We start from the raw sequence: 4,225 nt of genomic DNA on the forward strand, positions 1-4,225 counted from the left end.
CAAGGAACGGAACTTTGTACAGTCGCAGGACATTGGCAAAGTCAACAAAGCGGAAATCAAGGAAGCCATGGACGGCGTATTGAAGAAGATGCAGGGCTTTGACTTTACCAAATTCAAGGAAGAACTTGGTAAGAGAGGTTTTAAAGTCCGGGAAGCCAGGGCAAGCACCGGGAAACTTAACGGCTACTATGTCACAGCCCGAAGCGGTACGGAGTATAAGGCAAGCGAGATAGGGAAAGGCTACACTCTCGCCCATATCGAGCGGACACAAAGCAAACTGAAGTGCAACTCAATGAACATATCTCATGGAAACAAACTCACACCCGGAAGCGGCAGCTTCCAACGTTAAGCAGGGACAGTACAGCCCCCGGAAAAGAAAAGATACAACGCCAAGGGTAAACCCGCAGCTTGCGGTAGAACTGGTGTATCAAGAACTAAAGCGTGTTGAAGTCTATACGAAGCGCATAGAGGACGCAACAGCCCGAAAGGTACAAATAGACGGGAAAAGCCTTGAAAGTGCCGAAAATCGCCTAAAAAACGTGTTGGCGGACTTTGAACGGCAGGGGTACAGAATGAAAAACGGCGGTTATGTGGACAAACGAATTTCGTTCTACTCAATCCTTTGTGCTGTTATCTCCCTATTGTTCGCTTGTTTCATGTGCTATCTTTGGACGGATGCAGCCAAAGACCGGGACAACTACAAGCAGTATTATGAATACTACCAAGAGCAGGCAAGGGAACAAAAGGGGAATAAATAAACATCTAACTTTACGAATTATGGGAACAACGGAACACGAAGAACCCCGGTTCTTCTTCATACTGAACAAGGGTGCGAAGTCCGGCGGCGAAATCACCCATGCCGTCCTAAACGGTAGTATCGTTTCGAAGCCGGCAGGCTGGGACGCCTTTCATGGGCTTGCACTGGCGAGAGAGAAACTAAGCAGCGAGGAAATACAACAGCAGATGAAAGAACTTGGTGTAGAAATGGAAATCGTTCCTCTGATTTGACAAGATTACCCGGAGTGTTTCAGCCGGGTAATCTTGTTACTTATCCTTGATTTTCCCTTTAAGGGCGTTTATAATCCACCCTTTCGGATTGTTCTTTTCTCGTGATTTTCCGTTTAGGAGAGCCAGTTCTCCGATAAGGTCGGTTATCTTTTCTTGTGCCGTTATGAATGTCTCTTTGTTCCGGTTTATCTCTTCCGATGTGAAGCCGCAGGAATAACGGAGGTACTCGTACACATGGCTGTCTATCTGATATCGTGCTGTAACCTTTGCTTGCAATTCTTTCCCTTCCAGTTCTTCATCTCTGAACTGTGGTTGATAGACCGGGTAGAACCTAAACCCGGTCACCTTGCTACGTTTGTTGTTTGGGTTTTCACGCACTTTCACGTAGTTGAAAGTGTATGGGCAGCTCTCATCAAGCGCAGCCTTTGCTGGTTTCAAAACTCTTTCCTCAAAATGATCTATTCTGTCTTTTCCGTTCTTGTCCTTGTATTTGTCCGCAGGTATGCCAAGACGGTCTTTCAAGTTTTCAAGGGATATATCCAAAGGGTACACCTGCCCACTCATTAACATGTAAAACCTAAGGGAATACCCAGTAGGTAGCGCAAGAGCCTTGTTTAACTCAAATTCTCTGTACCCCTTGGCGAACTTGGTAAACACATCCCAAAGGTCGTTAGACACACGAAAGGTTATAATGCCAGTGCGTTTTTTATATTTTGGGTTAGATATAAATCCGCACTTCCACCATTCCTCGTCATCTTCGTAAGTAAAAAAACGTCCTGCCAAAGAATCGAGTGCGGCTATGATTTCATTGTAATCACGTCCGGAAAAAATAACGTCAGATACATGCATTTGTGCATCAACATCCCAAAGTCCATGCTCAAACTTGCGTTTCGTGCCTGCATAATCTTTCAGTTTTACTCCCTTTAGTTCAGCTTGGCACGCTTCCAGTATGCGAAGAACTATTCTTTGTTCGTGTATGGACATGTCTTGCTGTTTTGACCATGTATATACCCATGAAACAACAACATCTTTATTCTTGGTAATAGGTAGTTTCTTTTTCATAAACGATTGATTTGCTGCAAATATACACAATCCCCACATTAAAACAAAAAAAGAGGGGTAAAACTCCCAAAGTGTGGGGACTAATTTACTTTTAAACTCCCAAAGTGTGGGGACTAAACTCCCAAAGTGTGGGGAAAAACATGTTCTAATCCCTTTATATATGGGCGTTTGCGAAGAAGTGATAGAGCATATTACAGACGATGCTTATAACAGACAAGGGGAATTTATAGAGCTAAGTGGTTGATTTACTGTCGGAAAAAGAAAAACGATAGGGAAAAAGAGCAAAGCAAAACCAACCAACGGGCGGTAGGATTGGAAACGGGTTTTTATGGCGTGTACACGTTTGTGTACAAAATGTTTGTATTTTATTGAAATATAGCTATCTTTGTGCTGAATTTAAAAGCAAACAGATATGGAAGCATTATCAGTAAGAGAATACCGTAACAACCTCGCAGCGTCTTTAACCAAAGCTGACAATGGCGAGCAGGTACTAATTCGCAGGAAAAACGAGATTTACGCTTTGGTAAAAGTTGGTCGTGAAGATTTGATGATAACCCCGGAGCTGCAAGCAAGGATTGACAAGGCAAGGGAAGAAATCAAATCCGGAAAGTGTGTTACCCTCAAAAGCAGTGAGGATATTGACGCTTATTTCGATAGTCTATGATGTACACAATTAGGGTTTCCGACGGGGTGGATAAGGTGATTGCCAAATGGAAGAAATCAAACCCCAATTTGTTCAAGAAGTATAAGAAAATCTACAAAGAATTGTTAGAGCACCCTAAGACTGGGCTTGGGCATCCCGAAGCGTTAAGGGGCGGTGGGGATATTACATGGTCTCGACACATTACCGCCCATGACCGGATAATCTATGACATTTACGAGGAAGTGGTAGAGGTCTACATCTTGGAGGTAGAGGGGCATTACAACGATAAATGATAAAACTGTTATGGTCGAATATTGTGTTTACTGGTTAGAGAACGGCGAGCCTATGCACGAGGTGTTCTCTTCTCTTGCCGCCGCCGAGATGTACTCATGTGCGATAAGAGGGAAAGAAAACATTGAATGGGTGGAGGTGTCCGAAGAAGAAACCATTGATTTGGACGAACTGGAAGACATGTTCCCGGATGACTTCTGCGGCGTGTAATCCCCTTGGGTAGAAATGGGGTAGAATTTGTTAGGCTGTGGGGGATTTTCTAACACGCCGGGGCTTTTTGCTGGGCGGTTGGCGTGGATGTATTCCCATGCGGCATGTGTATATATAGCAAGAAGTGTCCTTGTCGGACAATTCTTGCTTTTCTCGCTTTGCTCAAAAAGATTTTAAGATTACCTTTGTGGCATGGAACTAAGACGGAACGAAAAGATTACATTCCGGTGTACCGAACTTGAAAAGGACGCACTTGCGGAGCAGGCAGCCCGGTGCAGTCTAAGCGTATCGGAATACTGCCGGAGTTTGTCCCTTGGGGGGCGCCCAAGGGAGAGGTACACCGAGGAGGAACGGCAGCTTCTCCGGGACATAGCCCAGTTGAAAGGAACGCTCCAACGGCTGAACAACTACTTCGGTGGTCGCCAGTACCGGGAAGTGTTCGAGGAGAACCGGGCACTAATTACAGAGCTCAAAAAAATACTCTCACGATGATAGGGAAAGGGAAAAGCATATCACATGGTGTGGCGGCATTGGAGTACGACCTCGCCAAAGAGATAAACGGGCAGGCAGTAGCCACCGAGATAGCCCGGCATGAACTTTATGGGTGTACTGGTGCGGAAATGGTGCAGGAAATGAAACCGTATCACATTGATTTTCCGAACGTAAAAAACAACTGCCTACGTTTCGAGGTCAGCCCCTCGATAGAGGAAAGCGCCACCTTTACGGATGCGGACTGGGCGGAACTTGGTAACGACTTCATGCAGCGCATGGGGTTGGCGAACCACCAGTACATCATCATCCGGCACAGCGGTACGGAGAGCAAGAAAGAGCAAGCCCACCTGCACATACTGGCAAACCGGGTTTCCCTTTCCGGGGAACTGTACCGGGACAACTGGATAGGGAAAAAGGCAACGGAAGCCGCCAATGCCATAGCCAAGGAACGGAACTTTGTACAGTCGCAGGACATTGGCAAAGTCAACAAAGCGGAAATCAAGGAAGCCATGGACGGCG

At 45.8% G+C, this 4,225-nt stretch carries 9 protein-coding genes; 8 read left to right on the top strand and 1 reads right to left on the bottom strand.

Features of this window, described 5'->3' with window-relative positions:
• The 3 genes from AB5Z25_RS10680 to AB5Z25_RS10690 form a co-directional block, all read left to right on the top strand.
• Positions 1 to 349: relaxase family protein (locus AB5Z25_RS10680; protein ID WP_154241132.1), on the top strand; the 349-nt coding region annotated here is incomplete at its 5' end.
• A complete protein-coding gene (gene mbpC, locus AB5Z25_RS10685; RefSeq protein ID WP_004295511.1) occupies positions 306 to 758 on the top strand; it encodes a mobilization protein MbpC in 453 nt (150 codons plus the stop codon). The genes AB5Z25_RS10680 and mbpC, both read left to right, overlap by 44 nt.
• On the top strand, positions 712 to 1,008 hold the full coding sequence (locus tag AB5Z25_RS10690) for a hypothetical protein (protein ID WP_425265811.1): 297 nt from the start codon (positions 712 to 714) through the stop codon (positions 1,006 to 1,008). The genes mbpC and AB5Z25_RS10690 overlap by 47 nt, the downstream gene beginning before the upstream one ends.
• 36 nt (positions 1,009 to 1,044) lie before the next feature.
• Here the strand turns inward: AB5Z25_RS10690 and AB5Z25_RS10695 are convergent, their stop codons facing one another.
• Positions 1,045 to 2,070, bottom strand: coding sequence for a replication initiation protein (locus AB5Z25_RS10695; RefSeq protein WP_004295509.1), 1,026 nt, complete (start codon positions 2,068 to 2,070; stop codon positions 1,045 to 1,047).
• Positions 2,071 to 2,482: 412 nt separating this feature from the next.
• Between AB5Z25_RS10695 and AB5Z25_RS10700 the strand changes: the two genes are divergently transcribed.
• From AB5Z25_RS10700 to AB5Z25_RS10720, 5 genes are all read left to right on the top strand, one after another.
• Positions 2,483 to 2,734, top strand: coding sequence for a hypothetical protein (locus tag AB5Z25_RS10700; protein WP_368135568.1), 252 nt, complete (start codon positions 2,483 to 2,485; stop codon positions 2,732 to 2,734).
• The gene (locus tag AB5Z25_RS10705; RefSeq protein ID WP_004295504.1) at positions 2,734 to 3,006 is read left to right on the top strand and encodes a type II toxin-antitoxin system YoeB family toxin; all 273 of its coding nucleotides are present in this window, start codon (positions 2,734 to 2,736) and stop codon (positions 3,004 to 3,006) included. Before AB5Z25_RS10700 ends, AB5Z25_RS10705 begins: the two co-directional genes overlap by 1 nt.
• A 52-nt stretch (positions 3,007 to 3,058) precedes the next feature.
• Complete coding sequence (locus AB5Z25_RS10710) at positions 3,059 to 3,214, top strand: hypothetical protein (protein ID WP_192915051.1); 156 nt, start codon at positions 3,059 to 3,061, stop codon at positions 3,212 to 3,214.
• Positions 3,215 to 3,406: 192 nt separating this feature from the next.
• Positions 3,407 to 3,706 carry a mobilization protein MbpA gene (gene mbpA / locus AB5Z25_RS10715; protein ID WP_004327437.1) on the top strand — a complete coding sequence of 100 codons (300 nt, stop codon included), beginning with the start codon at positions 3,407 to 3,409 and terminating at the stop codon, positions 3,704 to 3,706.
• Positions 3,707 to 3,735: 29 nt separating this feature from the next.
• Positions 3,736 to 4,225 (top strand): relaxase/mobilization nuclease domain-containing protein (locus tag AB5Z25_RS10720; protein WP_438265635.1); only part of this gene is annotated, 490 nt, incomplete at its 3' end.

The organism is Collinsella aerofaciens, from assembly GCF_040910325.1.
GTDB lineage: Bacteria > Actinomycetota > Coriobacteriia > Coriobacteriales > Coriobacteriaceae > Collinsella > Collinsella aerofaciens_BL.